Source organism: Pseudomonas sp. GW821-FHT09C09 (assembly GCF_059418105.1).
Map to the genome: position 1 here is coordinate 426,164 of NZ_JBWKPF010000002.1, position 24,546 is coordinate 450,709.

Below are 24,546 nucleotides of genomic sequence, written 5' to 3' on the forward strand. Positions count from 1 at the left end.
ACCAGACAGGACGAAATGGTATTAAAAACATGGGGGCGGATTTGTTATTCGAAAAAATAAATCTGCTCCATTTGGTTCTTGACTTCCTTGTCGCTTCAGTTTTCGTTGATGTGCAGAGTATTGAAAAATGCATAACCAACAATATAAGAACCTATTTTATTCGTACGAGCGGTCACCCATACGGCATTCATATATCGTTTATTTTGCTCGTAAAGATCTGACTTCTTTGTGCAGAGTTGAATTTTTCGGCGTGTGTTTGGGTCCTCTATCCGAATGCCTGCCTCGCAGCGGCTGTACTTTCCAGTGGCGGGTCCTGGAAAGGTTATCTCATACGATGATTCGTAATTGACGATTTCTCCAGGTAGAAGGTAAGCGATAACATCATAAGCATGGAGAGAGAAGGCGAAACTCAAGCAAAAGGCAGTAAGAAAAGAACTTATTACATGTTTCGCTATTTTTTCAGCAGGGCGGCTGTAGAACGTCCTGCCAGCAAAAATAGCTCCAACCAGAACGCCGAATAGCAGGTATGTCGTTAATTCGGGTATTTCCGGCATCAAGAATGTATGCGCTGAAATGCGGGATGCCCAAGTTATATAAAATAGCCAAAGGCCCAAAAGCAACAACACAATGGCTGCACCAGCTATCTTTTTTGAAGTTTTTACAGGTGAGCCAGGTTTCGTTTCTTGCATGTTGTTCTTACTTATGTGTGGCTGATTAATTAAGGTTTTTTGGGGTTTCCTACGCCTCCCCAAGGTTTCGGGTGACGCCGCTCCAGCGGTGTTCAAACCTACGCCTTAACCCACCGCCCCCGACTCCAAGCACTCAACGAATCCACTCCAAGCACCAACCCCAACATCGCCAAAATCACCGTCCCCGCCTGCGCCTCCTGAAACAGGCTCAAGCTCACATACAACATCTGCCCCAGCCCCCCAGCGCCGACAAACCCCAGCACGCTGGCCATCCGGATGTTGTTCTCCCACCGATACAAACAATACGCCAGCAACTGCGGTGCCAGGTTTGGCAGGGTCCCGTAACAGAACGCCACAACCGGATTCCCCCCTTGCAGCCGAATCGCCTCCGCCGGTTCCGGTGGCGTGTTTTCCAGCGCTTCAGCAAACAACCGCCCAAGCACCCCGGTGGTATGCAGTGCCAGGGCCAAGGTGCCAGCGTTAGGACCGAGGCCAGCTGCAAACACCATCAACGCAGCCCATACCAATTCAGGAATGGCGCGCAGGCCGTTGAGCAGCAGGCGGGCGGCGCTTTGTAATGGCCAGCCAAAACGCCCGGCGGCGGGGAGTGCTAATAGCAGTCCCAGGACGGCGGCGAGGAGGGTGCCGAGGGCGGACATGGCGAGGGTTTCCATGGCGCCGTGGAGGATGGCGTGGAGGTAACCGGCGCTGAAGTCGGGGCTGAGGAAGCGGCCAACGTACGAGCCCATTTGTTTCAGGCTGGTGGCGCTGCCGAGTTCTTCGAGGTCGAGGCCCAGGTAGGCGAACGAGGCGATGACGGCGAAGACGATGGCGAGGATCAGCGCCGTGTTGATCAGGCGCTTCATGTCAGTCTCCAGCGCAGCAGGCGGCTGAGTTGGTCGGCGCCGAGCACCAGCAGGAGGAAGGTCAGGAGCATGCTGGCGACTTCGCCGCCGGCGAACATGCGGATCGACAGGTCGATCTGCTGGCCGAGGCCGCCGGCGCCGACGAAGCCCATCACCACCGAGGCGCGGATCGCGCATTCCCAGCGGTAGACGGTGTAGGAGAGCAGTTCCGCCGCGACGTTGGGCAGCACGCCGTAGGCGAAACTGGCCAGGCGTCCGCTGCCGGCCTGGAGCAAGGCGTGGGCCGGGCGCTGGTCGGTGGATTCGAAGATTTCCGCGTAGACCTTGCCGAGCATGCCGCTATAGGTGATGGCGATCGCCAGCACGCCCGCCGCCGGGCCGAGGCCGACGGCGCGCACGAACAGCAGCGCCCAGACGATTTCCGGCACGCTGCGCAGGAAGATCAGCAACCCGCGCACCGGCCAGCGCAGCAGCCGGCCCAACAGGCTCGGGCGGCCGCCGTGGGACGCAGCGGACAGTGACAAGGCGCGGCTGGCGAGCAAACTGGCCGGCACCGCCAACACCAGTGCCAACGCCATGCCGGCGGTGGCGATGGCCAGGGTTTGCAGGGTGGCTTTGAGCAGCAGTTGCAGAAAGTCCCGGTCATGGGCCGGCGGCCAGAAGGTCGAGACGAAGCGGCCCATTTCGCTCTGGCTGTCGGCGTGCAGCAACACGCCGAGGTCGAGTTCGCTGAGCTGAATGCCCGGCCACAGCAGGGCAATCGCCAGCAGTGTCAGCAACAGGCGTGGCAGTGCGGCGGGGTCGCGGGTGTCGGCGCTCAGCATCGTGGAATCTGCACAATCAGCGGCGTCAGGGCCGGCGCCGGGGATTGCAGTTGTTCGTTGGCGTACAGGCTGTCGAGCATGTCGTGGCTGACCTGATCGGACGGGCAATCGAACAGGATCTGCCCCTCGCGCAAGCCGATGATGCGCGGGAAGTGCGCCAGCGCAAGGTCCACCGCATGCAGGCTCGCCACCAGCGTGACGTTGTGTTCCTGGGCGTGGCGCGACAGCACCGTCAGGGTGTGCCCGGCGAGGACCGGGTCCATGGCCGATACCGGTTCGTCCGCCAGCAAGACGTCCGGCGCCTGATACAGCACCCGAGCGATGCCCACCCGCTGTAACTGCCCGCCAGAGAGTTGCTGGCATTGGCTGAAGAGTTTGTCCGCCAGATCCAGCCGCGCTAAAGCCGCGCGAGCGCCGGGGATGTCCAGTGGATGCAGCAGATTGATCAGGCTTTTGCCCAGGCGCCATTGCCCGAGTTTGCCGGCCAGCACCGCCGTCACCACCCGTTGCCGGGGCGGCAGGGGCGGTGCCTGATGCACCAGGCCGATTTTGGCGCGCAGGTGTTGGCGCTGGCGGGCGGACAAGTGCCAGGCCCGTTGGCCCAGCACCTCGATGTCGCCGCTGCTCGGCCGAATCGCGGTGGCCAGCAGGTTGAGCAGGCTGGATTTACCGGCGCCGGACGGGCCGATGATCGCCACCTGCTCGCCGCTGTTGATCTGCAAATCCACACCACGCAGGGCTTCGACGCCGTTGGCGTGGTGCAGAAAGACTTGCTTGAGGCTCAGGGTCATTTCAGCAGTTCGGCGGCGCGGGCGGCTTCCTCGATGCCTTTGTAGTTGTCGGGGCTGGTTTCGATGAAGCGGCTGGCGGCCTGCAGGTCGAGGATTTTCTTCTGCTCGGGGTTGGCCGGGTCGAGGGCGAGGAAGGCTTTTTTGATTTTCGCTGCCAGCGCCGGGTCGAGGGTGCCGCGCACGGTCCAGTTGTAATCGAAATACGCCGGAGTAGTAGCGAAGACCTTGACCTTATTGGTGTCGACCTTGCCGGCGTCCACCAGTTTCTGCCAGACGCTGGCGTTCAGCACACCGGCATCGACCTTGCCGGCCTGCACCCAGGCAACGGTGGCGTCGTGGGCACCGGAGTAGCCGACGCGGCTGAAATAGGTTTCCGGTTTGATGCCGTCCTTGAGCATGAAGTAGCGCGGCATCAGGCTACCGGAAGTCGACGATACCGAACCGAAGGCGAAGGTCTTGCCCTTGAGGTCGGTGAGGCTTTTCACGTTCGGGTCGGCGGTGATGAATTTGCTGGTGAACTGCGCGTCCTGCTCGCGCTGCACCAGCGGGATCACCGGCGTGGTGGCGTCGGTTTTCAGCCGTGCCTGGACGAAGGTGAAACCACCCAGCCATGCCATGTCGAGGCGGTCGGTGGCCAGGGCTTCAACCACGGCCGGGTAGTCGGCCACGGGAACGAACTGCACTTTCATGCCCAATTGCTGCTCCAGATAAGCCCCCAGTGGTTCGAACTTGCGCAGCAGTTCGGTCGGGGCCTCGTCGGGAATCGCGCTGACTTTCAACACGTCTGCGGCCTGGGCCAGCAGGGTGGAAAAGGACAGGGCCAGACCTGCAGTCAGTGCCAGGGTGCGTTTGAGCATGGGAATCTCCGTTTCATGGGCGTCAGGATCGGTGCGTAGCCTGCGGAAAAACGTCGGCGGCTGCAACGTCAGGTTAGACGAATCGGCGCGACAGCGAGGCTCAGTCCACCTGCGCGAAGCGCTCTACCAGCCAGTCGATGAACACCCGCACACGGTTGCTCAGGTGCCGGTTCGGCGGATACAGCAGGTGGAACGGGTACGCCGGCGGGCGCCAGTCAGTGAGGATCGGCACCAGTTCACCGCGTTCGATGGCCGCCCTGACTGTGTAGCTGAATGTGTGAATGATCCCCAGCCCTGCCAACCCGGCTGCCAGATGCGCGTTGCTTTCGTTGACGCTGACCAGACCTTTGCCCTCGATTTGATGGCGTTCGCCGTTGCGCTGGAAGTTCGACGGCAGGATGCGCCCGGTGGAGGCCGAGCGATAGGCGATCATTTGATGCCGGGCCAGCTCCAGCGGGTGCATCGGCGTGCCGTGGCGCTGCAAATAGTCGGGCGTGGCGCAGGTGGTCCAGGACACTTCGCCCAAGCGGCGCACAGCCAGGGCCTGTTCGGTCAGCGGGCCGCCGCGAATCACGCAGTCGACGCGCTCGCTGATCAAGTCCACCGGGCGGTCGCTGACGCCCAGATCGACCTGAATGTCCGGGTAGCGCTCGAAGAACTTCGGCAATTCGGGAATCACCAGCATGGTCGCAGTGGAGCCGCCGATGTCCACGCGAATCCGGCCACGGGGCAAGCCCTGGGCCTGGCTGAAACCCTGATCGATGTCGTCCAGTTGATGCAGCAGTTGCTGGGTCAGCTGGTAGTAGGAAGCGCCGTCGGCCGTCACGGTGAGGCGCCGGGTGGTGCGTTGCAGCAGGCGCACGCCGAGGTGGCTTTCCAGTTGCCCGATCAGTTTGCTGACCGTGGTTTTCGGCTGGTTCAACGAGTCGGCGGCTTTGGTGAACGAGCCGCTTTCCACGACGCGGGCGAACACGCGGATCGCCAGTAACTGATTCATCGGGCTGCACTCAAGGATCGAAGACAGGGCTGAGTATTGTGCATATCTGTGCACAAACAAAACCGATTTTGCGGATTTTTCAATTCAATCCATCGGCCTAAAGTCGCTTCCAACGGCTCACCTACGACCCGTCATCTTCCCCGAAACGGTTACTGGAGATTCATCATGAGCAACAGACTTGAAGGCAAAATCGCACTGATCACTGGCGGCACCACCGGCATCGGCCTGGCCTCGGCGCAGGAGTTCGTCGCCCAGGGCGCCACGGTATTCATCACTGGCCGTCGTCAAACCGAGCTGGACAAAGCCGTCGCCGCCATCGGCCCTCGCGCCATCGGCATTCAGGGTGATGTGGCGAAGCTGGACGATCTGGATCGCATCTACCGCGAAATCGCCGAGAAGGCCGGGCACCTCGACATCCTGTTCGCCAATGCCGGGGGCGGTGACATGCTGCCGCTGGGTTCGATCACCGAAGAGCACTTCGACCGGATTTTCGACGCCAACGTGAAGGGCACGCTGTTCACCGTGCAGAAGGCGCTTCCGCTGTTGCGCGATGGCGCTTCGATCCTGCTGACTTCATCGACCACCTCGGTACAAGGCACGGAAAACTTCAGCGTCTACAGCGCGAGCAAAGCCGCCGTACGCAACTTCGCCCGGTCGTGGCTGCTGGACTTGAAACCTCGGCGCATCCGCGTCAACGCCATCAGCCCCGGCCCGGTGCGTACGCCAGGTCTGGCAGGGCTGGTGCCGGCGGAACACGCGCAAGGGCTGTTCGATCAACTGGCGTCGGTGGTGCCGATCGGGCGTCTGGGCGAACCGAGCGAGATTGCCAAGGCTGCGCTGTTCCTCGCTTCGGATGACAGCAGCTTCGTCAACGGTATCGAACTGTTCGTCGACGGCGGCACCGCGCAGATCTGATTGGAGACACTCAATGCCCCGGCACTTGTTCGTTCGAGTGCCGGGGTTCGTCTGTTTCATCGGTTTCTTCGGCCGGCGCCTTGTCCCAGATCAGGCGCGGGTCGAAGCTCATGGCCGAGAGCATGGTGAACACCACCACCAGCCCGAAAAACAGAATCCCCGGTCGCGGCTCGATATCCCCCAGCGCCTGGAACTTCACCAGCGCCGCCACCAGCGCGACCACCAGCACATCGAGCATCGACCAATAACCGATCAGCTCGACGAACCGATACAGCTTCGAACGTTCCCGGCGCGCCCAATGGCTGTCCCGTTGCACAGTGACCAGCAGCAGCGTCAGCGCAATGAACTTGATCCCCGGCACCGCGATGCTGGCGATGAAGATGATCAGCGCAATGTCCCACGCGCCGTGTTCCCAGAATTCCAGCACGCCGCTCATGATGGTGCTGTCGGCGCCGTTGCCGAGCAGGGTGGTGTTCATCACCGGCAGCAGATTCGCCGGCACGTAAAACGCCAGGGCGGCGAACATGTAGGCCCAGGTGCGGGCCAGCGAGTTGGTCTTGCGCCGGTGCAGCGGTGCGTCGCAGCGCGGGCACTGGTGCGGTTCGTCGGTCATGTCGCAGGCCAGCCCGCAGCTGTGACAGAGGCAGAGGTTGAGTTCGCTGGCGGTCGGTGGTCGTTTCACAGGATGTCCCACAAATCACGTATGTCGCGTCCGGCAACGCGGATCAGCAACAGGCTGAGCACGGCCAGCGCAAACAGGCCGATGCCGGGAATCACATCGAGCATGCCCGCCAGTTTGAACACCGCCACCATCGCCCCGAGCAGGCACACTTCGAGCATGCTCCACGGCCGCAGTGCTTCCAGCCAGCGCATGCACAGTTTGAAGGCCGGCGAGCGGCGCGAGGCGAGGGCGAAGCTCAATACCCAGATGAGCAAAACCAGTTGAAAGGCCGGGGCGATGATGATCGAGATCGCCGCGACCATCGCCATGAAGGTGATCGGCCCCTGACTCAGGGCCAGCACCGAATCCCACAGGGTTGCGCTGTTTTTCAGGCCCTTCATGCTGATGCTCATCACCGGGTAGAAATTGGCGAACAGCCACAGCATCGCGGCAGTAAAACTCAGGGCCAGACGCTGCTCCACGCTCAGGTTGTTGTGGCGCTGGAGCACGCCGCCACAACGGGCGCAGAGGGATTTCTGGTAGCGGGCGAGCGTGGCTTTTTCGTACACGCAGTCGCAATGCTCGCAGATGATCAGGTGATCAGTCGTGGCCATGGGGCGCTCGTGGGGGGAAGGGCTTGAACCTTCTTCAATATAGGCGCGTTGGGGCATCCGACAACTGTCACATCCCGAAATGCACCTTTGGTCTGCCGGCCCGCCGGGTTTGTGGAAGCGTTCCATACTCCTTGGCGCCGAATTCATTACGAGCAGGAGCAGGGCCATGAGTGAAAAACCGACGATTGTGCTGGTACACGGGTTCTGGGGCGGGGCCGCGCATTGGCGCAAGGTGATTGTCGAGCTGTCGCGCAAGGGCTACAGCAAAGTCCAGGCGGTGGAGATGCCGCTGACGTCGCTGGCCGACGACGCCGAGCGCACGCGCAAAATGGTCGCGCAAGTCAACGGCCCGGTGCTGCTGGTCGGGCATTCCTACGGCGGAGCGGTGATCACCCAGGCCGGCAATCAACCGAATGTGACGGGGCTGGTGTACATCGCCGCGTTCGCCCCGGATCAGGGCGAAAGCCCCGGCGGCATCACTCAGGAACATCTGCCCGCCGCCGCGCCGAATCTCGCCCCGGACAGCGACGGTTTCCTCTGGCTCAAGGCTGACAAGTTCCATGAAAGCTTCTGCCAGGACCTGCCGGCGGATGAAGCGCTGGTGATGGCCGTCACCCAGAAAGCGCCGCTGGCCAGCACCTTCGGTGATGTCATCAGTGATCCGGCGTGGAAGCACAAACCGTCGTGGTATCAGATTTCCAGTCAGGACCACATGATTCATCCGGACAACCAGAAACGCATGTCGGCCCGGCTCAATGCGAAGAAAGTCATCACCCTCGACGCCAGCCACGCCTCGCTGGCCTCTCACGCTGCCGAAGTGGCGGCGCTGATCGACGAGGCCGCCAAGGCCTGACAACGACCACGCAACCGGGCGTTTCAGACCGGTTGCGTGGCTTCCTCTGCTGCGATTGCAATCCGCACGCTGGGCCGCTCGGCGATGCGCGTCATGTAGTTCGCCAGCGCTGGCCAGTCTTCGATGGCGATGCTGAATGTCGGCAACCACTTCAGCACCGTGAACAGATAGGCATCCGCCACGCTGAACGCCTGCATCAGAAACGGCTGGGTCGCAATGATGCGGTTCAGGTAGTCCAGACGTTTGAAGAGTTTGTGTTTGAAGATCGTTTTGCTGGATTCCGGGATTTCGCTGTTGAACAGCGGCGCGCTGCCGCCGTGGATTTCCGAACTGATGAAGTTCAGGTGCTCCTGCAGGCGCGAGCGCTCCCAGGTGCCATTGGCCGGGGCCAGCCTCTGGGCGGGAGCGAGGTCGGCGAGGTATTGCAGAATCGCCGGGCCTTCGGTCAGCACCTCGCCGTTATCGAGCATCAGCGCGGCCACGTAGCCCTTCGGATTGATCTCGCGAAAGTCCCGGTCATCGGCGGTGCGCTTGGTCTGGTTGTTGACCCGGATCAGTTCGAACGGCAGCGCCAGTTCTCGCAGCACAATGTGCGGGGCCAGCGAGCAGGTCATGGGGGCGAAGTACAGTTTCATGGGATCTCCTTCAAATGAAGGCCCAGAATCCGGCATTGTGGCGGCGCTTCGCAAAGGACATCTGCAGTGCTAGCGTATGACAAAATCTCATGGACTGAAGAAGCCCCATGCTCACCCGACTACCGTCGCTCAATGGATTGCGCGCCTTCGAATGCGCGGCCCGACACCTGAGTTTCACCCGCGCCGCCGAAGAACTGAACGTCACGCAAACCGCAATCAGCCATCAGATTCGTCGCCTAGAAGATGAACTCGGCGTGCGCCTGTTCATGCGTTTGAAGGACGGTTTGGCGCTGACCGAAGAGGGCAACGCCTATTTTCCCGGTATTCGTTCGGCGTTTATGGAACTGCGCCATTCGACCGAGCGTTTGCTGGAGGCGAACAATCAAAGCGTCCTGACGATCAGTACTTTGGTTTCGGTTGCATCCAAATGGCTGTTGCCGCGTCTGCCGTCCTTTCGCGAGGCATTTCCAGAGATCGATGTGCGCATCAGTGCATCCACCGAATGGGTGGACTTTCGCAAGGGTGGCATCGATGCGGCGATCCGCTACGGCAACGGAAACTGGCCGGGACTGCGCGCCGACTGGCTGATGGCCGATGAGATATTCCCGGTATGCAGCCCGCGTCTGCTCACCGGGCCGGATCCGATCAAAGCGCCGGCTGATCTGGCCCGGCACACCTTGCTGCACGTCAGCGGGCAGACTGCCGATGACTGGAACGCCTGGCTGAACGCCGCAGGTCAACCGCCACCCTCGGCCAAAGGCCCGCGCCTGACCTTCGACCTGGCCATGATGGCGGTGCAGTCGGCGATTGACGGGCAGGGCGTGTGCATCGGGCGATCGACCTACGTCGAGGACGATTTACGCGCGGGGCGGCTGGTGGCGCCGTTTGATTTGCGGCTCAAGTCCGACTCGGGTTTCTACTTCGTCACGCCCCATGAAAACGCCGGCTCGAAAAAGATCGTCGCCTTCAGGCAGTGGCTGTCGCAGATGGTGCGAGTTGTATGAGCGTGTATCAATCCCGCCCTTATACACAGTGAGCTAACAAGCGCCGATATCGGGACACATTCCCGGTACATGCCCTCTTCAAAGTAGCGGCGTCACTTCACTACTTCCAAGAGGGCAACACCATGCGCCGCACACTCCTGATGACCGCAGCCGCCGTACTGGTTTCAATGACCGGCCTGGCACACGCCGCCGACACCGCCCCGGCCAAGAGCTGGCAACAAGGCCTGAGCCGCACGGATCTGGTCCATCAGGACCTGGGCGCTGCGGATCGCGAAGTGATCCAGGCGCGGGTCGATTTCGAACCGGGCATCACCTCGCCTCGACATGCCCACCCGGGCGTTGAAGTCGCCTACGTGATAAGCGGCACCTTCGAATACCAGCTCGAAGGCCGGGCGCCGGTGACGCTCAAGGCCGGCGATTCGCTGTTCATCCCGGAAGGTGTGGCGCACATCGCGAAGAACATCGGCAACGACAAGGGCTCGGAGCTGGCGACTTACATCGTCAAAAAGGGCGAGCCGTTGTTGATCCTCAAGCAATAACGCCCGGGATACTGAAAAGGCCTGCCAATGTGGCAGGCCTTTTTTTGTTGTCGGCGGACTCAACGCAGGCTGATGCTGCCCGATTCGAACTGAAGCAACTTCAGCGCATATCCACCTCTTCCACAACTCCGGCAGATGCCCTTTGCTTGCGCCGCTTGAGCCAGCTGAAAAACGCATGCACCGGATGCAAAACAGCCGTCAGCACGCCAAGCAGCAGGATGATGAAAAGGATGATCAGCGGGATGCTTTCGTGCGAGAACATGGTGGGTTACTCCTGTAGTCACTATGTTGGAACCCGCAGACTAGACGCATCCGGTGATGTTTTTGGTGAACGTATGTTCATCCTCTGGCGCTTCGATTGTGCTACGGCGAGGCGGTGGATTTGCTCCGGGATCGTCATCCATCGCATGCTGGGCGCCTCATTCACCACTACTGAAGAGGCTCCCCTTGCAGACCCTCCGCCGCGCCCGACCCGAAGACGCCGCGCCCATCGCCGCTCTGGTCGATGAGGCCTACAGCCCTTACATCCCGCGCATCGGCCGCAAGCCAGCGCCGATGCTCGATGACTACGAGCAAGTGCTGCGTGAAACCGACACATTCGTGCTGACCGACAACGATGAAATCCTCGGTGTGCTGGTGATGAGCCAGGAGGGCAAGGAGTTGCTGCTGATCAACGTCGCGGTATCGCCTCGGCACAAGGGCAAGGGCCTCGGCAAAGTGCTGATGACCTTCTGCGAAACCCATGCCCGGAGTCTCGGTTGCGATGCGGTGCGGCTGTACACCCACGAGCGGATGACCGAGAACGTCGCCATCTATGAAAAGCTCGGTTTTGTGGAAACCCATCGCGCCACCGAGGACGGATTTGCCCGGGTTTTCATGCGCAAAGCGCTTGTCGGTTCTCGCTGACCGTCACCCGGGCATGTCGAAATCAGGCATCGGCATGCCGCACCCGGGCTATTTGCGTTCAACTTCAGCCACGTAAGGTGAGGCGTCCATCAGAGAACAACAAAAACAATGAACAGCCTGAATTCGAAGGAATCGAGCGGTCAACTGGCGCAGGGGTTCAAGCCTCGCCACGTGACCATGTTGTCAATTGCGGGAATCATCGGCGCGGGGTTGTTTGTCGGTTCCGGGCACGCCATCGCGGCGGCGGGGCCAGCGGTGTTGCTGGCGTATCTGTTTTCCGGCCTGCTGGTGGTGCTGGTCATGCGCATGCTGGGGGAAATGGCGGTGGCCCGACCGGACACCGGATCGTTTTCCACCTATGCCGATCAGGCCATCGGCCGCTGGGCCGGCTTCACCATCGGCTGGCTCTACTGGTGGTTCTGGGTGCTGGTCATCCCCATCGAGGCGCTGGCCGCCGGACATGTCTTGAATCAATGGTTTCCCCAGGTCGATGCGTGGCTGTTTGCGTTGGTGTCGATCATTCTGCTGGTAATCACCAATCTGTTCAGTGTCTCCAAATACGGCGAGTTCGAATTCTGGTTCGCCATGGCCAAGGTCGTGGCGATCATCGGTTTCATCGGCGTGGGTTTCGCCGTGCTGATGGGCTGGATTCCGGAACGCGAAGCCAGCGGACTCAGCCGGTTGATGGAAGAACACGGCGGGTTCGCCCCCAATGGTCTGTCGGCGGTGGTCGGCGCCTTCATCACCATCATGTTCAGTTTCATCGGCACCGAGGCGGTGACCATCGCCGCCGCCGAATCTGACAATCCGGCACAGAACATCGCCAAGGCCACGCGCTCAGTAATCTGGCGCATCGGCGTGTTCTATCTGCTGTCGATCTTCGTGGTGATCTCCGTGGTGCCCTGGAACGATCCGCTTTTGGCGTCCGTCGGTTCCTATCAGCGCGCACTGGAACTGATGAATGTTCCCCACGCCAAATTCATGGTCGATGTGGTGGTGCTGATCGCGGTGGCCAGTTGCATGAACTCGTCGATCTATATCGCTTCGCGCATGCTGTTTTCCCTGGGGCTTCGCGGTGATGCACCGCACGCGTTGAAAGTGACTTCCGGCGCAGGCGTGCCGAGGGCGGCGGTGATTGCCAGCAGCGTCATCGGCGCCGGGGTGACGTTGCTCAGCTACTTCATGCCCGCCGGCCTGTTTCAATTCCTGCTTGCCAGCTCCGGTGCCATCGCGTTGCTGGTGTACCTGGTGATCGCGGTTTCCCAGCTACGCATGCGCCGGATGCTGCTTCGGCAAAATGTTGAGCTGACCTTTCGCATGTGGCTGTTTCCGTGGCTGACGTATCTGGTGATGGCGTTCATCTGTGCCGCGCTCGCGGTGATGATGGTGACGCCGGAGCATCGTCTGGAAGTGACGTCGACCATTGGCCTGGCGCTGGCGATTTCCTTTATCGGGCTGGTGACCACCCGTCAGCATGGACAGCCGAACGTGTCTGTTCCGGCAAAACAAAACGCCCGAGGCACTACCTCGGGCGTATAGGGAGGATCGGGATTCAGATCAGGCGCAGGGTCACGTCGATGTTGCCGCGCGTGGCCTTGGAGTAAGGGCAGGTCTGGTGCGCGGCTTCCACCAGCGACTGGGCGACCGAAGGTTCCAGCCCCGGCAGGCTGACATTCAAGCGTGCCTGCAGGAAAAACGCGTCGCCGGTCTTGCCCAGATCGATTTCGGTCTCCACCGCCACATCCGCCGGCAACCTGATCTTCAGCGCAGCCGCCGCTTTGCCCATGGCGCCGATGAAACAGGCCGACCAGCCGGCCGCCAGCAGCTGTTCCGGGTTGGTGCCACTGCCATTGGAGCCCGGTGGCGACAGCTTGACGTCCAGATTGCCGTCCGAACTGCGCGAGGCGCCATCGCGTCCGCCGGTGGTGCGGGTCTTGCCGGTGTACAGCACGGTGTCGATTTGATTGATCATGAGAAGGCCTGCCTGTGTGAGTGGTTGAGTCGGAAGGAAGGTTCCGATGGCCCACACTTTTGCATCGGCATGTACCGGGGATGTGTCATGAAACGGGGGTTATGTATCGCTGTGTAGCAATGCGTTCAGCCTGATCGCTGAGACAGCGTCAGCAGAACCCCGAAGCCCACGAGCAGGCCGCCGAACGCCCGGTCAATCCACTGCCGTGCCGCCAGCAGTTTCTCCCGCACCCGCCCGGCCGAGAAACACAGCGCCACCAGGCTGAACCACAGCACATGCGCCCCGGCAATGAACACCCCATAGGCCATTTGTACCGGCAGGCCGGTGTCCGGCCGGACGACACCCATGAACAGGCTCACGATGAAAATCGAGGTTTTGGGATTCAACGCATTGGTGAGAAAACCTGAACGCAACGCGGCCAGATCCGAGAGGACAGATGATGCAGCATCCGGCTGCTGAACGTCAGGTCTGGAGCGAAGCATTTTGATGCCCAGATAAACCAGATACGCAGCCCCCGCCAGTTTCAGTGCATTGAACAACCAGGGCGATTGTTGAAGCACCAATCCGAGACCGAGCAGGGTGTAGCCGATATGCACCAGCACTCCGAGACCAATGCCCATCGCGGTGAGAACGCCTGCGCGTCGAGAGAGCAGCAAACCGTTGCGCGAGACCAGGGCGAAGTCCGGTCCGGGGCTGATGCATGCCAGCAGGGTGATGGTGATTACGACTATCCATTCGCTCATGGTGGAACCTTGGGTGGGTTGGTGATAGAAAGCCATGTTTACAGATAGCGAACGCTGGAACTAACGATGATTTCTGAAGCAAATGGTGAATCTGACTCACCGTTTTCCGAGGGGCGTATGCCGTCTCTGCTAGCGCTGCGTTGCTTCGAATCCGCGGGCCGGTTCGAGAACTTCGCCCGTGCGGCTGACGAACTGCATCTGACACCCGGCGCCATCAGCCGGGCGGTGCGCCTGCTTGAAGAGGATCTGGGCGTTGACCTGTTCGAGCGGCGCCAGCGAAGGGTTTTCCTGACTGAGCCGGGCAGGCGACTGCTGAAAGCGGTGAGCGAAGGTTTGGGGGTGATGAACCAGGCCGTCCGCGAGATCCGCACTGAGGCGCGCCGTACGCGACGGCTGGTCTTGTCCTGCGAGCCGACGCTGTTGATGCGCTGGTTGATTCCACGCTGGAGCGATTTCCAGAAACAACATCACGGCCCGGACATCCATCTGGTGGCGGGCGGCGGTCCGTTTTCATTTGAACAGGGAATCGACCTGGCCATTCGCCGTGACGATTTCCCCCGGCCTCCGGGTTACCACGCCGAGCGGTTGTTTGCCGAGAAGGTCGGGCCAGTCTGCCGGCCGGATAAGGTCGGTCAGTGGTTCGATGAAAGCGGCAAAGGCCTGCGTGCCACGACGCCTCTGTTGCAAACGAGCAGCCGACCCACGGCCTGGCAGGAATGGGGCGACGCAGCGGGCCAGCCGGTTCCTGCGACGCAGAGGCAGGCTTTCGAACACTTTTACTTCAGCATTCAGGCGGCTGTCGCAGGCCTTGGAGTGGCCATTGGTCCGTGGCATCTGGTCCGCGACGATATCGAGAGCGGGGTGTTGGCCGCACCGGCAGGCTTCGTTGAAGACGGCTCGCATTATTGCCTGCTGTCGCCTGCGCCTCCCAAACCGGGCAGCCTGGAACTGGATTTGCTGGAGTGGTTGCGGTCGGTAGGTTGAGGCCTGTCGGTTTTCAATGGCTGGCCGGCGTTGCCTTGCCCAGCAGATCAATCCGGCATCCCGGCGCCGCATCGTTCACCGTCACCCGCATGTCATGCAGGCGCGCGACCGCCGACACCATGCTCAAGCCCAAGCCGTTGCCCGGCGTATGGCGGCTGGATTCGGCGCGGTACAACCGGCGCAACACCGCTTCGCGCTCGGCCGGGGGAATTCCGGGGCCATTGTCGGTGACGCGAATGCCCACGGTTTCATGATCGGCAATCACGCTCAGGCGCACCTGGCTGTGGTCGGGCGAGAACTTGATGGCGTTGTCGAGCAGGTTGCACAGGGCGTCGAACAGCAGTTGTGCGTCACCGGCCATGATCGCGGGAGCCTGACTGTTTTCGATGGTCAGGCTGATGCCGCGCTCTTCGGCCAGCGGTTCGTACAGTTCGGCGGCATCGGCGCTGATCAGGTTCAGATCCAGCGGCGCGAAGTGGCTGCGCCGGGCGCTGTTTTCGATTTCGGAAATCCGCAGCAGGGCCTTAAAGGTCAGCAGCAAGGCCTTGGCTTCGGTCAGCGCCGCATCGATGCTGGCGGCGTATTGCGCTTCATCCAGGCCCCGGCGCTGGGTACGTTCCAGGCCGGCGATCAGGCGCGTCAACGGGGTGCGCAGGTCGTGGGCGATGTCGTCGCACACGCCTTTGACCTCGCTCATCAAACGCTCCAGCTCATCGAGCATGCCGTTGACCACCGAGGCGAGGCGGTCGATGTCGTCGTTGTTGCCCTTGACCGGCAAGCGTCCTTTCAAGTCGCCCTCGATGATGCCCTTGATCGAGCGACTGACCTTGTCCAGCCGCCGGTGTGCCGAATAACCCAGCACCACGGCGCCGAGCAGACCGACCAGCAACAGCAGCAGGCCACCGGAAATCAGCGCGTTGATCAGCAGTTCGTCGAACTCGCGGATGTCGTGGACGTCCTGGGCGACCAGCAAGGTTTTGCCGTCCGCCAGTTTATGCACGATGAAGCGCACCGGCCGGTGATGCCCGTTGGACTTGAGCCAGCGAAACTCCTGCGGTTTGTCGTAGGCGGAGAAGGGCGGCAGTTCTTTGATCACGCCGGCAATGAATTTGCCGTCGGCATCGAACAGGCTGTGGGGCAGGCGCGCTTCGACGTCCTGCAGGGCATGCTTGCGGATTTCCTGCAGTTGCAGTTCCGGCGGTTGGGCGCTGCGGTTTTCCACTTGTCGATACAGGGCGGTGTCGGCTTCGGTCTTCAGGTAGAACGCCGTTTGCCAGTAGACGTAACCGAACAACGCCAGAAACGAGCAGCCGAACAGCCCGAGAAACAGCAACGCCGTGCGAAAGCTGATGGTGCGTGGGATTTCACTCAGGTGAACGGAGGACATACCCGGCTCCACGAATGGTATGGATCATCGGCGGCTCGCCGTCGCCATCGACCTTGCGGCGCAGGCGGCTCATGTGCACTTCGATCACGTTGGTGCGTTCGTCATAGCTGTAATTCCACACCGCTTCGAACAGCATGGTGCGGGTCACCACCTGATCGGCGTGGCGCACCAGATGTTCGAGCAGCGCGTATTCCCGGGGCACCAGATCGATGGTGCGTTCGCCGCGTCGTACGGTGCGGCTCAAGAGATCGACGTCCAGGTTACCGACCTTCAGACGGGTTTCCTGAGTCACGGCCACGGGTTCGGCACGGCGCCGGTTCAGGGCGTCCAGGCGGGCAGTCAGCTCGATGAATTCGAAAGGTTTGGTCAGGTAGTCGTCGCCCCCGGCGCGCAAGCCGCGTACCCGTTCGTCCAGCGCACTCAGGGCGCTGAGGATCAGCACCGGGGTGTTCACGCTGGCGGCGCGCAACGCGGTGAGCACACCCAGGCCGTCGAGGCCACCAGGCAACATGCGGTCGAGCACGATCAGGTCGAACGGTTCGCCGAGGGCTTTCAACAGGCCTTCACGGCCATTGTCGACGCTGCTCACGGTGAAACCGTGGTCAGTCAGCGCCGCTTCGATTTCGCGGCGGGTGGGCAAGTCGTCCTCGACGACCAGAACATGGGTCATGGCTTTTGAACCACTCACATCATCAGGCAGAGATGGCATAGTGTGGCAAAGCCTGCGGTTGCGCCACGTTCCCGCCGGATAAATAAAAGTTCAGGTTGGCTTGATGGAGTAGGTGCCTTGCGCATTCTCGTGGTTGAAGACGATGCCCAGACCGCCGCTTACCTGCTGCGCGGTTTGAGCGAAAGCGGGCATGTGGTCGATGTTGCCGGTGATGGCAACAGCGGTCTGGACATGGCGCTGGAGGGGATCCACGACGTGTTGATCGTCGACCGGCGCCTGCCCGGCCTCGACGGCATCGGCCTGATCAAGGCCTTGCGTGCGCGGCAGGTGCGGGTGCCGATCCTGATGCTCAGCGCCCAGGCCTCGACCGAGCAGAAGGTCGAAGGTTTGCAGGCCGGTTGTGATGATTATCTGGCCAAGCCTTATGCGTTCGCCGAAGTGCTGGCGCGGCTCGAAGCCTTGCTGCGCGGGCGCGATCAGGTCGCGGGGCCGGCGCGGCAACTGGTCGTCGGCGAGTTGCAGCTGGACTGCGCCACGCGCACGGCCGTACGCCGAGGCAAGGTGATTGCCTTGCAGCATCGCGAAGCCCTGTTGCTGGAAAAACTCATGCGCCACAGCGGCCAGATCGTCACCCGCGACATGCTGCTCGACAGTGCCTGGGATTACGATTTCGACCCCAACAACAACGTCATCGACAAACACATCCACCGTTTGCGGCGCAAACTCGATGACGGTTTCGACTATTCGCTGATCCGGACCATCCCCGGCGCCGGTTACAGCTTCCAGACGACGCCCGAGCAAGGCTAAACAAAAGTTTATCTGCCGGGGAACGCTCTGGCAGGCACCCCTCGCTATCTTCGCCGCATTCGTGGATCGCTCCACAAAGGCTCAAGCGGGGAGACAGCTTGCTCATGTCGGTTCCAAAGACCAAGGCGCGCAGACGGCGCGTTGCATTTCAATCATCAGCGACGCTGATCCTGTTGGGCGTATTGACCCTCGGCGGCTGCTCGATGGTGCCCGCGTATCGGCAGCCCGAGTTGCCGCTGGCCCAACAGTGGAACGCGGCTTCTGGCGGGCAATCCGCTGCGGGCGGTCAATGGTGGCGCGAGTTTCACAGTGCCGAGCTGGATCAGTTGATCGACCGGGGGCTGGCCTCCAACTTCACCCTCAAAGCCGCGATCAGCCGTATCGACGAGGCGCGGGCCTCCGCGCAGGTCACCGGCGCCGGGCAATATCCGGCGCTGAACCTGGGCGGCAACTATCAGCGCCAGAACAATTACGGCACCACGCAAAAGCGCAGTGTGTTTGCCGAAGCCACCTATGAAGTGGATTTTTGGGGCAAACAGCGCGCCGCCGCCGATTCCGCCGATGCGCTGGCCAACGCCACCGCGTTCGATGCCCAGACCCTGCGCATGAGCCTCAGCGCGAGCATCGCCGACAGTTACTTTCAGGTGCTGTCGCTGGAAGAGCGCCTGCGTCTGGCCCAGTCCATCGCCGACGATGCACGGCAAGTGCTGGATCTGGTGGAAATCCAGGCCAGTCAGGGTGCCGTTTCCAACCTCGAAGTCGCCCAGCAGCGCAACGCCATGCAGACCTTCGAAGCGGCAATGCCGCCGCTGCGTCAGCAGCGGGATCAGGCGCTGTATCAACTGGCGGTGCTGGTCGGCGCGCCGCCCGAGGGCTTCCATTTGCAGGGCGACAGCCTCGGTGCCGTGCAGGTGCCGCAACCGGCGACCGGTCTGCCCATCGGCCTGCTGCGTCAGCGGCCGGATATCCAGGCTGCCGAAGCGCGGCTGAAGTCTGCCAACTTCGATGTCGGCGTGGCCCGTGCGGCGTTCCTGCCCAACCTGTCGCTGGACCTGCTGGGCGGTATCGACACCCTCGCCGGCGGGCAGATCTGGAGCGTCATCGGCACCCTCGGGCAACCGGTGTTTGCCGGGGGCCAACTCAAGGGCCAGCTGCATTTCGATCAGGCCCACGTACAGGAACTGACCGCCAGTTATCGCGAGTCCATCGTCGAAGCCCTGCAAGACGTCGAAACCCAGATCAGTGCCGCCCGCGAACTCGACAAGAGTTACGCGTTGAACGCCTCTGCAGTGGATTCGGCACGGGAAGCGGCGCGTCTGGCGCAAGTCCGTTACCGCCTCGGCTCCACTGACTTCCAGACGCTGCTGATCGTCGAACGCACGCAATATCAGGCCGAAGACACGCTGTTGCAGGTTCGTCTGCAACACCTTCAATCGGCGGTCGGCCTGTTCCGGGCCCTGGGCGGGGACTTTTCCGCTGACGCTCTGGCACTCAATTCTTCTGTTCAGGTGACTCATCCATGACTGTCCTGCACCCACGTCGTCGCACCGTTTTCCTGGGCGTCGCGGCACTTTCGCTGGCGGTGGCCGTCGGCGGTTTTCAATGGATCAAACAGGCTCACGCTGCGCCGGTGAAAACTGATGCCGGCGCGATTCCGGTACAGATGAGCAAGGTCAGCCGGCAGGACCTGCCGGTGTGGATCAGTGCCATCGGCAACGTGCAGGCGCTCAACAGCGTCAATGTGCGGGTGAGGGTGGACGGCGAGTTGCAGAAAGTCCTGTTCAACGAAGGGCAGACCGTCACCGCCGGCAGCCTGTTGGCCGTAATCGATCCGCGGGTTTATCAGGCCCAGGTCGCGCAGGCTCAGGCGTTGCTGGCCAAGGATCAGGCGCAGCTGGCGAACCTCAGGGTCAACCTCGATAGGGCCAGCAAACTCGCAGCCGCAAAAGCCGGGCCGACCCAGGACGTCGACACTTACCGCGCGCAACTGGCCGCGCAACAGGCGACCGTGCAGGCCGATCAGGCGGCGCTGGATGCGGCGCGGCTGCAACTGGAGTTCACCCAGGTCAAGGCGCCGCTGACTGGCCGGACCGGCCAGCGTCTGCTGGATGTCGGCGCGATTGCCCACGGTGCCGAGGCGACGGGGCTGGTGACGATCACCCAGATGAATCCGATCTCCGTCGCGTTCGCTGTCTCCCAGGACGAACTGGCGGAGATCCTTGAGGAAAACGCCAAAGGTGCCTTGCAAGTGGTCGCCATGACCCGCGATGGCCAGCAGGAAATCGCCAAAGGTCATCTGAGCTTCATCGACAGCCAGGTGACGGCGACCAGCGGGCAGATCCAGCTCAAGGCGCAGTTCGACAACGCTGACGCCAAACTGTGGCCGGGTGAACTGGTGAGCGCGCGCCTGCTGGTGCAGACCCACCGCGACGTGGCCGTTGTCCCGGCCGATGCGGTGCAGCTGGGGCGTCAGGGCAATTTCGTCTATGTGGTCGATGCCGATCAGCGGGTACAGCCGCGTCTGGTGGATGCCGCCAATGTGGTGGACGGCAAACAGTGGATTCGCCAGGGCCTGAATGCCGGCGAAACCGTTGTGGTGCAAGGCCAGTCGCGGGTGGCGCCGGGGTTGAAGGTGATGCCGGTAAAGACTGACACCACCGCCGACCTGGCGGAGGCCGCCCGATGAATGCGCTGGCCGGACTGATTCAACGGCGTGTGGGGCTGAGCCTGCTGGCGCTCGGCGTCATGCTGCTCGGGGCTTTCGCTTACTTCCAGTTGCCGGTGGCGCCGCTGCCGACGGTGGATTTCCCGACCATTCAGGTCACCGCCAAACTCTCCGGGGCGAGCGCGGAAACCATGGCCTCGTCGGTGGCAACACCGCTGGAACGGGCCTTCGCCGCCGTGCCGCAAGTCACTTCGATGACCTCGTCCAGCGCCGCCGGCAAGACCCAGGTGGTGCTGCAATTCGACCTGTCGCGGGACATCGACGGTGCCGCGCAGGACGTACAAACGGCGATCAACACCGCCACGCCGAACCTGCCCAAGACCATGTCCAGCGCGCCGACCTTCAACAAGGTCAACCCGGCGGAAGGCACCGTGCTGTCGCTGGCGGTGACGTCGCCGACCCGCACGCTACCGGAGCTGGATCGCTACGCCGACAACTACATCGCCCAGCGTCTGTCGCAAATGCCCGGCGTCGGGCTGGTGGATTTCCATGGCGAGCAGAAACCGGCGGTGCGCGTGCAGATCGATCCCGATGCGCTGGCCGCTCGCGGCCTGACGCTGGAAGATGTGCGCAGTGTCATCGGCGTCAGCACCCTCGATCAACCCAAGGGCACCCTCGATGGCCAGAGCCGTTCGATCACCCTTGGTGCGACTGACCAGTTGCTCGATCCTCAGCATTATCGCGACCAGGTCGTTGCCTATAAAAATGGCATGCCGATCAAGCTCGGCGATCTGGGCCGGGTGATCGCCGGGGCCGAGGACACTCAGCAAGCCGCGCAACTGGGCGGCGAACCCACGGTCATCGTCGACATCCACAAGCAACCGGGTTTCAACCTGCTGTCGACCATCGCCACGATCAAGGCCAAGTTGCCTGAACTGACCGCGTCCTTGCCCCGCGACGTGCAGGTGCAAGTGGTGGGCGACCGCACCCAGACCATCGAAGCGTCGGTCAATGACATGCAGTTCACCTTGCTGCTGTCGATTGCGCTGGTGGTCGTGGTGATTTTCGTGTTCCTGCGCAAGGCCACCGCCACGCTGATTCCCAGCCTGACCATTCCGCTGTCGCTGGTGGCCACGTTCGGCGTCATGTATCTGCTCGGCTACAGCCTCGACAACCTGTCGATCATGGGCCTGGCGATTGCCGTCGGGTTCGTGGTGGACGATGCCATCGTGGTGATGGAAAACATCGTCCGACACCTGGAGATGGGCAAGTCGCGCCTGCAATCGGCAGTCGATGGCTTGCGCGAGGTGGGCTTCACTATCGTCTCGATGACGGTGTCGTTGATTGCGGTGTTCCTGCCGATCCTGTTGATGTCCGGCATCGTCGGGCGTTTGATGCGCGAGTTTGCGGTGACCGTCAGTGTGGCGATCATCATGTCCGGCATCGTTTCGCTGACCATCACCCCGATGCTCTGCGCCTGGCTGCTCAAACCCCATGCCGATCAGGAAGAAGGACGTTTCGCCCAGGCCTGCGAGCGGGTGTTCGACCGGTTGCACAACGGCTATCGGCGCAGTCTGGACTGGGTACTCGATCATCAGCGCATCACCATGGCGGTGGCCATCGCCACGCTGGCGGCCACGGCGGTGCTGTATGTCGGGATTCCCAAGGGCTTCTTCCCGCAGCAGGACAACGGCCTGATTCAAGGCGTGGCGGAAGCGGCGGCGGACATTTCGCCGACGGCCATGCGCGCCCAGGTCAACCGTGCGGCGGAGATCATCGGTCAGGATCCGGCGGTGGCGCGGGTGTATTTCTGGATCGGCCCGAACCCGACGGTCAGTCAGGGCAAGGTGATGATCAACCTCAAGCCGTTCAGTGAGCGCACGGCGAGTGCTGCCGAGGTCATCCGGCGCTTGCAGCCGGCTCTGGATGGATTGTCCGGGGTCAAGGTGTTCATGCAGGCCAACCAGGACATCCAGATCGGCGGCCGGGCCAGCAAGACCCAGTATCAATACACCCTGCAGGACCCGGACAGCGTCGAGCTGGATCACTGGAGCGGGGTGCTGCTGGCCAAACTCAAGACCTTGCCGCAATTGCAGCACGTCACCTCTGACCAGCAGCAGGCCATCCCGCAATCGACGCTGGTGATCGACCGTCCGACCGCTGCGCGCCTGGGCGTGACCGTGCAGGCCATTGATGACGTGCTGTACGACGCGTTCGGCCAGCGGCAGATCGCGACCATGTTCACGCAACTGGATCAGAACCATGTGATTCTGGAGCTGGACCCGAGCTGGCAAACGTCCACCGCGACCCTTGAGCATCTGTTTGTTCGCGCAAGCTCCGGGGCACTGGTGCCCCTGAACCTGTTGGCCAGCCTGAAGACCGAGCAGGTGCCGATCATCATCAACCACCAGGGCGTGTTCCCGGCCATTACCCTGTCGTTCGATCTCGCGCCGGGCCATGCCTTGAGCGAAGCGGTCAGCGCGATCAATCAGGCGTCGCTGGCGGTCGCCATGCCTGACACCGTGGCGGGCAGTTTTCAGGGCACGGCCCAAGCGTTTCAGGATTCGCTGAAGTCGCAGCCATGGCTGATTCTGGCGGCGATCCTGACGGTCTACATCGTGCTCGGGGTGTTGTATGAAAACGCGATCCACCCGCTGACGATCATCTCGACCTTGCCGTCCGCCGGTTTCGGCGCGCTGCTGGCCTTGATGCTGTGCGGGCAGGACCTGTCGGTGCTGGGGATGATCGGGATCATTCTGCTGATCGGCATCGTCAAGAAGAACGCGATCATGATTGTCGACTTCACCCTGCAGGCGCAGCAGCGTGGCTTGTCACCGCGTGAAGCAGTGAGGGAAGGGTGCCTGTTGCGCTTGCGGCCGATCCTGATGACTTCGCTGGCGGCATTGCTGGGCGCGGTGCCGCTGGCGTTCGGGCACGGCGCCGGTTCGGAGTTGCGTCAGCCGTTGGGCATTGCGATTGTCGGTGGCCTGGCGGTTTCGCAGATCCTGACGCTCTACACCACGCCGGTGGTTTACCTGTGGTTCGAGCGTCGGCGGCGCAAGGCACACGCCACCGAGGTCATCGAGGCTTCCTGACGCTTACTGCGCCTTGTAGGTCAGGACGGTGAAGGTGTCGGGGTGAAATGCCGGGTCGGGCTTGGGTTGTTCCCGGCTCGGCGCCGGCTGGGTGAAGTCGGCGGTGAAGAGATAGGCCTGACTGCGTTGGGCGTCGAGCACCATGTTGTGCGCCCATGGCCGGGTCCCGACAGTGCCGCGCAATTGGTATTGCCCTTGATCGTCGCGCTGGACAATCGCAAGGCTGGCGTCGGCGCCGCTGGGCACCAGCAACTGGTCTTTCTCCCGATCGTAAGCCAGCGCGTTCACGGCGCGGCCGATGGGCAAGGTGCTCAAGGCCTTGCCCGTTTTCAGGTCGGCGACCACCAGAATCGGGTCAGCGCCACGGCAGGCCACGAACAGGCGTTGACGCGATTCGTCCACGGCCAGTGCGCTGGGTTTGCTGCAACCCTTGAATGTCCAGAATTGCTGCTGTTCAAGCTTCGCCCCTGAAAGCACGGCGACTTTATCTTCGTCGCGCATGGGGACGATGAAGTGGCCGTTTTCAAGGATCACCGGGCCGTCGAGCTTTTGCGCAGGAATGTCCACCGCATCGGTCAGGCGATCGGTTTTCGCATCGATCAGGTACAGCGTCGAATGATCGCCGCGCCGGCCGCTGGTGACGATCAGCCGGTCGCGGCTGGCGTCGTAGACAAGGTTGTTGAGGTTGCCTGAATCGAGCTTTAGCCGCTGCAGGACTTGCAGCCGATCCAGCGCCACGATGCCCAGCGTTCCATCCATGTTGGCGACATACGCGCGGTTGCGTTCCGGTACGAAGGCAACAGCGTTGGCGCCGGCGGAGTTGTCGAGGGTCTTCAGCAGTTTCTGCTGGTCGACATCGAACACCGACAGCCCGTTTTCGCGGCGGGCCACGAACAGTTGCGCGCTCTGCGGTTGCAGGGCGGCGAAGCCCCAACTGTGACCGTCACCGGGCAATGCCTTGGCAGCGTTCAGGGTGTACAGCAGCGGCGCGTCGGCCTCGGCATATTGGGCGCCGGACAGGCAGACCGTCAGGACGGCAAGCGCTCGCCAGGTTTTTGCAAATACCATTCAA

General features: G+C 62.0%; 26 protein-coding genes. 11 read left to right on the top strand and 15 right to left on the bottom strand.

Features of this window, described 5'->3' with window-relative positions; translation table 11 throughout:
• Positions 1-95: 95 nt before the first annotated feature.
• From AC07NR_RS06905 to AC07NR_RS06930, 6 genes are all read right to left on the bottom strand, one after another.
• Positions 96-689, bottom strand: a complete 594-nt coding sequence (locus tag AC07NR_RS06905; RefSeq protein WP_495078150.1) for a hypothetical protein — start codon at positions 687-689, stop codon at positions 96-98.
• A gap of 98 nt (positions 690-787) precedes the next feature.
• A complete protein-coding gene (gene phnE / locus AC07NR_RS06910) occupies positions 788-1,555 on the bottom strand; it encodes a phosphonate ABC transporter, permease protein PhnE (RefSeq protein ID WP_495078151.1) in 768 nt (255 codons plus the stop codon).
• Positions 1,552-2,379: a PhnE/PtxC family ABC transporter permease gene (locus AC07NR_RS06915; protein WP_495078152.1), complete on the bottom strand. Its 828-nt coding sequence runs from the start codon at positions 2,377-2,379 to the stop codon at positions 1,552-1,554. Before AC07NR_RS06915 ends, phnE begins: the two co-directional genes overlap by 4 nt.
• A complete protein-coding gene (locus AC07NR_RS06920; RefSeq protein ID WP_495078153.1) occupies positions 2,373-3,170 on the bottom strand; it encodes a phosphonate ABC transporter ATP-binding protein in 798 nt (265 codons plus the stop codon). The genes AC07NR_RS06915 and AC07NR_RS06920 overlap by 7 nt, the downstream gene beginning before the upstream one ends.
• Positions 3,167-4,027 (bottom strand): putative selenate ABC transporter substrate-binding protein, encoded by an 861-nt coding sequence (locus AC07NR_RS06925; RefSeq protein ID WP_085709856.1) that lies wholly within the window; start codon positions 4,025-4,027, stop codon positions 3,167-3,169. The genes AC07NR_RS06920 and AC07NR_RS06925 overlap by 4 nt, the downstream gene beginning before the upstream one ends.
• A 100-nt stretch (positions 4,028-4,127) precedes the next feature.
• Positions 4,128-5,024: a LysR family transcriptional regulator gene (locus AC07NR_RS06930; protein ID WP_085709857.1), complete on the bottom strand. Its 897-nt coding sequence runs from the start codon at positions 5,022-5,024 to the stop codon at positions 4,128-4,130.
• Positions 5,025-5,189: 165 nt separating this feature from the next.
• On the opposite strand from AC07NR_RS06930, the gene AC07NR_RS06935 reads away from it, so the two are divergent.
• The gene (locus AC07NR_RS06935) at positions 5,190-5,939 is read left to right on the top strand and encodes an SDR family NAD(P)-dependent oxidoreductase (RefSeq protein ID WP_495078154.1); all 750 of its coding nucleotides are present in this window, start codon (positions 5,190-5,192) and stop codon (positions 5,937-5,939) included.
• Positions 5,940-5,949: 10 nt separating this feature from the next.
• On the opposite strand, the gene AC07NR_RS06940 is transcribed toward AC07NR_RS06935, so the two are convergent.
• Together AC07NR_RS06940 and AC07NR_RS06945 are read right to left on the bottom strand one after the other, a co-directional pair.
• Positions 5,950-6,621, bottom strand: a complete 672-nt coding sequence (locus AC07NR_RS06940) for a paraquat-inducible protein A (RefSeq protein WP_085709859.1) — start codon at positions 6,619-6,621, stop codon at positions 5,950-5,952.
• Positions 6,618-7,214 (bottom strand): paraquat-inducible protein A, encoded by a 597-nt coding sequence (locus AC07NR_RS06945; protein ID WP_114882977.1) that lies wholly within the window; start codon positions 7,212-7,214, stop codon positions 6,618-6,620. The genes AC07NR_RS06940 and AC07NR_RS06945 overlap by 4 nt, the downstream gene beginning before the upstream one ends.
• A gap of 166 nt (positions 7,215-7,380) precedes the next feature.
• On the opposite strand from AC07NR_RS06945, the gene AC07NR_RS06950 reads away from it, so the two are divergent.
• Positions 7,381-8,067, top strand: coding sequence for an alpha/beta hydrolase (locus AC07NR_RS06950; RefSeq protein WP_495078155.1), 687 nt, complete (start codon positions 7,381-7,383; stop codon positions 8,065-8,067).
• A 23-nt stretch (positions 8,068-8,090) separates the two neighbouring features.
• On the opposite strand, the gene gstA is transcribed toward AC07NR_RS06950, so the two are convergent.
• A complete protein-coding gene (gene gstA / locus AC07NR_RS06955) occupies positions 8,091-8,702 on the bottom strand; it encodes a glutathione transferase GstA (RefSeq protein ID WP_495078156.1) in 612 nt (203 codons plus the stop codon).
• Between the two features lie 107 nt (positions 8,703-8,809).
• Here gstA and AC07NR_RS06960 point away from each other — a divergent pair, with 107 nt between their 5' ends.
• Both AC07NR_RS06960 and AC07NR_RS06965 read left to right on the top strand, forming a co-directional pair.
• On the top strand, positions 8,810-9,706 hold the full coding sequence (locus AC07NR_RS06960; RefSeq protein WP_495078157.1) for a transcriptional regulator GcvA: 897 nt from the start codon (positions 8,810-8,812) through the stop codon (positions 9,704-9,706).
• A gap of 122 nt (positions 9,707-9,828) precedes the next feature.
• Positions 9,829-10,245 carry a cupin domain-containing protein gene (locus tag AC07NR_RS06965; RefSeq protein ID WP_495078158.1) on the top strand — a complete coding sequence of 139 codons (417 nt, stop codon included), beginning with the start codon at positions 9,829-9,831 and terminating at the stop codon, positions 10,243-10,245.
• 100 nt (positions 10,246-10,345) lie between these two features.
• Here the strand turns inward: AC07NR_RS06965 and AC07NR_RS06970 are convergent, their stop codons facing one another.
• Positions 10,346-10,507: a hypothetical protein gene (locus AC07NR_RS06970; protein ID WP_495078159.1), complete on the bottom strand. Its 162-nt coding sequence runs from the start codon at positions 10,505-10,507 to the stop codon at positions 10,346-10,348.
• 185 nt (positions 10,508-10,692) lie between these two features.
• On the opposite strand from AC07NR_RS06970, the gene AC07NR_RS06975 reads away from it, so the two are divergent.
• Both AC07NR_RS06975 and AC07NR_RS06980 read left to right on the top strand, forming a co-directional pair.
• Entirely contained in the window at positions 10,693-11,151 is a 459-nt protein-coding gene (locus tag AC07NR_RS06975; protein ID WP_495078160.1) for a GNAT family N-acetyltransferase, read from the top strand.
• Positions 11,152-11,259: 108 nt separating this feature from the next.
• Entirely contained in the window at positions 11,260-12,690 is a 1,431-nt protein-coding gene (locus AC07NR_RS06980) for an amino acid permease (protein WP_495078161.1), read from the top strand.
• A 13-nt stretch (positions 12,691-12,703) separates the two neighbouring features.
• Here AC07NR_RS06980 and AC07NR_RS06985 read toward each other — a convergent pair whose 3' ends face one another.
• On the bottom strand, positions 12,704-13,123 hold the full coding sequence (locus AC07NR_RS06985; protein ID WP_085709867.1) for an organic hydroperoxide resistance protein: 420 nt from the start codon (positions 13,121-13,123) through the stop codon (positions 12,704-12,706).
• 125 nt (positions 13,124-13,248) lie between these two features.
• On the bottom strand, positions 13,249-13,866 hold the full coding sequence (locus tag AC07NR_RS06990) for a LysE family translocator (RefSeq protein ID WP_495078162.1): 618 nt from the start codon (positions 13,864-13,866) through the stop codon (positions 13,249-13,251).
• Between the two features lie 66 nt (positions 13,867-13,932).
• Between AC07NR_RS06990 and AC07NR_RS06995 the strand changes: the two genes are divergently transcribed.
• Positions 13,933-14,850, top strand: a complete 918-nt coding sequence (locus AC07NR_RS06995) for a LysR family transcriptional regulator (protein ID WP_495078163.1) — start codon at positions 13,933-13,935, stop codon at positions 14,848-14,850.
• A 13-nt stretch (positions 14,851-14,863) separates the two neighbouring features.
• Here the strand turns inward: AC07NR_RS06995 and AC07NR_RS07000 are convergent, their stop codons facing one another.
• Both AC07NR_RS07000 and AC07NR_RS07005 read right to left on the bottom strand, forming a co-directional pair.
• On the bottom strand, positions 14,864-16,237 hold the full coding sequence (locus AC07NR_RS07000; protein WP_248741603.1) for a sensor histidine kinase: 1,374 nt from the start codon (positions 16,235-16,237) through the stop codon (positions 14,864-14,866).
• Complete coding sequence (locus tag AC07NR_RS07005; protein WP_119430041.1) at positions 16,215-16,907, bottom strand: response regulator transcription factor; 693 nt, start codon at positions 16,905-16,907, stop codon at positions 16,215-16,217. Before AC07NR_RS07005 ends, AC07NR_RS07000 begins: the two co-directional genes overlap by 23 nt.
• Positions 16,908-17,024: 117 nt before the next feature.
• Here AC07NR_RS07005 and AC07NR_RS07010 point away from each other — a divergent pair, with 117 nt between their 5' ends.
• From AC07NR_RS07010 to AC07NR_RS07025, 4 genes are all read left to right on the top strand, one after another.
• Positions 17,025-17,714 carry a response regulator transcription factor gene (locus tag AC07NR_RS07010; RefSeq protein ID WP_114882989.1) on the top strand — a complete coding sequence of 230 codons (690 nt, stop codon included), beginning with the start codon at positions 17,025-17,027 and terminating at the stop codon, positions 17,712-17,714.
• Between the two features lie 104 nt (positions 17,715-17,818).
• Positions 17,819-19,237: an efflux transporter outer membrane subunit gene (locus AC07NR_RS07015; protein WP_495078164.1), complete on the top strand. Its 1,419-nt coding sequence runs from the start codon at positions 17,819-17,821 to the stop codon at positions 19,235-19,237.
• A complete protein-coding gene (locus AC07NR_RS07020) occupies positions 19,234-20,400 on the top strand; it encodes an efflux RND transporter periplasmic adaptor subunit (protein ID WP_495078165.1) in 1,167 nt (388 codons plus the stop codon). Before AC07NR_RS07015 ends, AC07NR_RS07020 begins: the two co-directional genes overlap by 4 nt.
• The gene (locus AC07NR_RS07025) at positions 20,397-23,474 is read left to right on the top strand and encodes an efflux RND transporter permease subunit (protein ID WP_495078166.1); all 3,078 of its coding nucleotides are present in this window, start codon (positions 20,397-20,399) and stop codon (positions 23,472-23,474) included. Before AC07NR_RS07020 ends, AC07NR_RS07025 begins: the two co-directional genes overlap by 4 nt.
• Before the next feature lie 3 nt (positions 23,475-23,477).
• Here the strand turns inward: AC07NR_RS07025 and AC07NR_RS07030 are convergent, their stop codons facing one another.
• Positions 23,478-24,542, bottom strand: a complete 1,065-nt coding sequence (locus tag AC07NR_RS07030) for a YncE family protein (protein WP_495078167.1) — start codon at positions 24,540-24,542, stop codon at positions 23,478-23,480.
• Positions 24,543-24,546 lie beyond the last annotated feature (4 nt).

Bases quoted from the DNA above. Each gene is read 5' to 3' on its own strand.
- AC07NR_RS06905 (WP_495078150.1), bottom strand. From the start codon at position 689: ATGCAAGAAACGAAACCTGGCTCACCTGTAAAAACTTCAAAAAAGATA.
- phnE (WP_495078151.1), bottom strand. From the start codon at position 1,555: ATGAAGCGCCTGATCAACACGGCGCTGATCCTCGCCATCGTCTTCGCC.
- AC07NR_RS06915 (WP_495078152.1), bottom strand. From the start codon at position 2,379: ATGCTGAGCGCCGACACCCGCGACCCCGCCGCACTGCCACGCCTGTTG.
- AC07NR_RS06920 (WP_495078153.1), bottom strand. From the start codon at position 3,170: ATGACCCTGAGCCTCAAGCAAGTCTTTCTGCACCACGCCAACGGCGTC.
- AC07NR_RS06925 (WP_085709856.1), bottom strand. From the start codon at position 4,027: ATGCTCAAACGCACCCTGGCACTGACTGCAGGTCTGGCCCTGTCCTTT.
- AC07NR_RS06930 (WP_085709857.1), bottom strand. From the start codon at position 5,024: ATGAATCAGTTACTGGCGATCCGCGTGTTCGCCCGCGTCGTGGAAAGC.
- AC07NR_RS06935 (WP_495078154.1), top strand. From the start codon at position 5,190: ATGAGCAACAGACTTGAAGGCAAAATCGCACTGATCACTGGCGGCACC.
- AC07NR_RS06945 (WP_114882977.1), bottom strand. From the start codon at position 7,214: ATGGCCACGACTGATCACCTGATCATCTGCGAGCATTGCGACTGCGTG.
- AC07NR_RS06950 (WP_495078155.1), top strand. From the start codon at position 7,381: ATGAGTGAAAAACCGACGATTGTGCTGGTACACGGGTTCTGGGGCGGG.
- gstA (WP_495078156.1), bottom strand. From the start codon at position 8,702: ATGAAACTGTACTTCGCCCCCATGACCTGCTCGCTGGCCCCGCACATT.
- AC07NR_RS06960 (WP_495078157.1), top strand. From the start codon at position 8,810: ATGCTCACCCGACTACCGTCGCTCAATGGATTGCGCGCCTTCGAATGC.
- AC07NR_RS06965 (WP_495078158.1), top strand. From the start codon at position 9,829: ATGCGCCGCACACTCCTGATGACCGCAGCCGCCGTACTGGTTTCAATG.
- AC07NR_RS06970 (WP_495078159.1), bottom strand. From the start codon at position 10,507: ATGTTCTCGCACGAAAGCATCCCGCTGATCATCCTTTTCATCATCCTG.
- AC07NR_RS06980 (WP_495078161.1), top strand. From the start codon at position 11,260: ATGAACAGCCTGAATTCGAAGGAATCGAGCGGTCAACTGGCGCAGGGG.
- AC07NR_RS06985 (WP_085709867.1), bottom strand. From the start codon at position 13,123: ATGATCAATCAAATCGACACCGTGCTGTACACCGGCAAGACCCGCACC.
- AC07NR_RS06990 (WP_495078162.1), bottom strand. From the start codon at position 13,866: ATGAGCGAATGGATAGTCGTAATCACCATCACCCTGCTGGCATGCATC.
- AC07NR_RS06995 (WP_495078163.1), top strand. From the start codon at position 13,933: ATGATTTCTGAAGCAAATGGTGAATCTGACTCACCGTTTTCCGAGGGG.
- AC07NR_RS07000 (WP_248741603.1), bottom strand. From the start codon at position 16,237: ATGTCCTCCGTTCACCTGAGTGAAATCCCACGCACCATCAGCTTTCGC.
- AC07NR_RS07005 (WP_119430041.1), bottom strand. From the start codon at position 16,907: ATGACCCATGTTCTGGTCGTCGAGGACGACTTGCCCACCCGCCGCGAA.
- AC07NR_RS07015 (WP_495078164.1), top strand. From the start codon at position 17,819: ATGTCGGTTCCAAAGACCAAGGCGCGCAGACGGCGCGTTGCATTTCAA.
- AC07NR_RS07020 (WP_495078165.1), top strand. From the start codon at position 19,234: ATGACTGTCCTGCACCCACGTCGTCGCACCGTTTTCCTGGGCGTCGCG.
- AC07NR_RS07025 (WP_495078166.1), top strand. From the start codon at position 20,397: ATGAATGCGCTGGCCGGACTGATTCAACGGCGTGTGGGGCTGAGCCTG.
- AC07NR_RS07030 (WP_495078167.1), bottom strand. From the start codon at position 24,542: ATGGTATTTGCAAAAACCTGGCGAGCGCTTGCCGTCCTGACGGTCTGC.